A 721-nucleotide genomic window follows, 5' to 3' on the forward strand; every position below is an offset into this window, starting at 1 on the left:
CGATGGCGACGCGCAAGCCGGGATCGTCGCGGAACGCCTTGAACGTCTCGCCCATCAGCCGTGAGGTCTTGAGGTCGATGGCATTGGCCTTGGGCCGGTCGAGCGTGACTTCCAGGATCGTGCCTTCGCGGCGAGTGGTGATGACGTCAGCCATTCTTCTTTTCTCCAAGCACCAGCAGTGCGTCGGCGATCCAGGCGCCCTTGCCTTCGGCGCAGACGATCAGCGGGTTGATGTCGAGCTCTTCGATTTCGCCTTCATTCTTCTGCACGAAGTCGGCAATGCCGGCGATGGCGTCGATGGCGGCCTGGACGTCGGCCTTGGGCCGGCCGCGATAGCCCTCCAGCAACGGATAGAGCTTCAGGCCACGCAGCGCCGCCTCGATGTCGTCGCGCGTCGCTGGCAGCATCAGGGTCACGCTGTCGCGCAGCAGCTCGACCAACACGCCGCCGGTGCCGAGCGTCATCACCGCGCCGAACATCGGATCGCGGGTGAAGCCGACGATCAGTTCGGCGACGCCGTCGCGCACCATGCGCTCGGCATAGAGCCCGGTGCCAAGCGGCAACAGGTCATGCGCGGCATTGCTGACGGATTCGGCGTCCTTGAGGTTCAGCCGCACGGCGCCGACCTCCGACTTGTGCGTCACGCCGAGCGTCTTCAGCGCCACCGGGAAACCAAGCGCCATGGACGCAATCACCGCCTCGACCGCGTTCGAGGCTCGCT

2 protein-coding genes are annotated in these 721 nt (G+C 65.7%); both read right to left on the reverse strand.

Annotation, left to right across the window (positions count from 1 at the left end; all coding sequences use genetic code 11):
- Nucleotides 1–154 (reverse strand): enoyl-CoA hydratase-related protein (locus EOA60_RS39505; RefSeq protein WP_245502713.1); only part of this gene is annotated, 154 nt, incomplete at its 3' end.
- On the reverse strand, nt 147–721 hold a 575-nt coding region (locus EOA60_RS35690), incomplete at its 5' end, for an acetate--CoA ligase family protein (RefSeq protein ID WP_206628448.1). The genes EOA60_RS35690 and EOA60_RS39505, both read right to left, overlap by 8 nt.

The organism is Mesorhizobium sp. M1A.F.Ca.IN.020.06.1.1, assembly GCF_004023265.1.
In the GTDB taxonomy this organism is placed as follows: domain Bacteria; phylum Pseudomonadota; class Alphaproteobacteria; order Rhizobiales; family Rhizobiaceae; genus Mesorhizobium.